The sequence below is a fragment of the Ammoniphilus soli genome (assembly GCF_040813775.1).
On the sequence record NZ_JBEGDL010000117.1, the window covers coordinates 1 to 1,677 of the forward strand.

Below are 1,677 nucleotides of genomic sequence, written 5' to 3' on the forward strand. Positions count from 1 at the left end.
CATGCCCATCAAGCTAAAACACATCATTACCCCCAAAACGAAGAAAATGCGCTATCCTTTCTATAAAACTACCATTTTATAGAAAGGATGGTCTTTTATGGTTCCTATATTCCTTTCCCTTCAAGAAGAAATAGACCTAATCGGTAAAGAATTACACCATCATTTTTCTCCTACTGAACTCGAAGCATTAGCCAGACAAACTGGTTTTGTCCAGCGTAAAAGTAAGCTGACGGCACAAGATTTCGTCTCGTTATGTACCTTTTTAGACCATGACCTCTCAACTCAATCCCTGACATCCTTATGTAGTCAACTCGATGCAGTAAGAAAGGTTTCGATGAGTGCCGAAGGACTCAATCAACGGTTTCATGAATCCGGAGTGGCTTTTCTCCGAACGTTGTTTTCCCTTCTTCTCCGTGAAAAATTAGCTTCTTCCTTGCCCATTCCTTGGAATCTCAACTCTTATTTCCATCGGATTCGGATTTTGGATGCCACCGTTTTTCAACTTCCGGATGCCTATGCTGATCGTTATCCCGGGTCAGGAGGAAGTGCGCATACAGCGGGATTGAAAATTCAATTAGAATATGATCTCAAAACCGGCGAATTTTTGCATGTAGACGTAGGAAGTGGCAGCACAAGTGATGGTTTATATGGTGCTAAATTAGCGAAAACGGTGGAAAAACAAGACCTCTGTATTCGAGATTTAGGTTACTTCTGTTTAGAGGATTTTGAACAAATCGAGCAACGTGGCGCTTATTACATTTCACGTTTAAAAATAAACGTTCGTGTATACCAAAAAAATGAAAAGGTGGAACGGTTTAAAAACGGAAAAGTGAAAAAAGACTCCTTATATACGGAAATCGATTTAGAAGCCATCATGAATCAACTTGAACCAGGCGAAGTAATGGAAGTCGATGAGGTCTATCTCGGACGTGAAAAAAAGCTGGTTCCACGCCTACTGATCTACAAACTAACCCAGGAGCAAACACAAGAACGGCTGGCTATTCGTGCTAAAAATGAAAAGAAAAAAGGAATTACCTATAAAGAAAGAACCAAACGATTGAGTGGCATCAATGTCTATATCACGAACATCCCTAAGGGTTACGTCGACAAAGAGCATATTTATCCCTTATATTCATTGCGTTGGCAAGTGGAGATCCTGTTTAAAACATGGAAGTCTTTATTTCATATTGATTGGATCAAACCCGTGAAAATCGAACGATTTGAGTGTCATTTATATGGAAAATTGATTGCGTTACTCCTCACTTCCTCTCTGATGTTTCAGATGCGTGAAATTCTTCTTCGGAAAAAGAAAAGGGAAGTAAGTGAGTTAAAAGCAATGGCTATCTTGAAAACTTATTTAGGCGCCCTTCATGATGCATTAAACAAGGATGTAGAAGACATTGTCCAAGTCCTCCAGCAAATCTTGCAAATGATCGAGAAAAATGGTCGGAAATCCCATCGGTACAAGAAGAAAACAGTATTTGATATCCTGGGTGTGGTATATGAGTGTACACAGAAATCTCGTGCTACTGCGTAGAATAATGAAATTAAAAAAATAAAGCCTGCGAAAGGCTTATTTGAATATGTCTAATATTCATGTTGAATGCCGGAAGTTTAGGAGAAAAAACCACATTTTATTACAATTATTTTTTCAGTGCTGTTAGCTTGATGGGCATG

At 39.0% G+C, this 1,677-nt stretch carries 1 protein-coding gene; it reads left to right on the forward strand.

The annotated features are described in order from the left end of the window. The first annotated feature begins 106 nt into the window (after positions 1-106). Positions 107-1,537 carry an IS4 family transposase gene (locus tag ABLT31_RS38555; RefSeq protein WP_367761004.1) on the forward strand — a complete coding sequence of 477 codons (1,431 nt, stop codon included), beginning with the start codon at positions 107-109 and terminating at the stop codon, positions 1,535-1,537. Positions 1,538-1,677 lie beyond the last annotated feature (140 nt).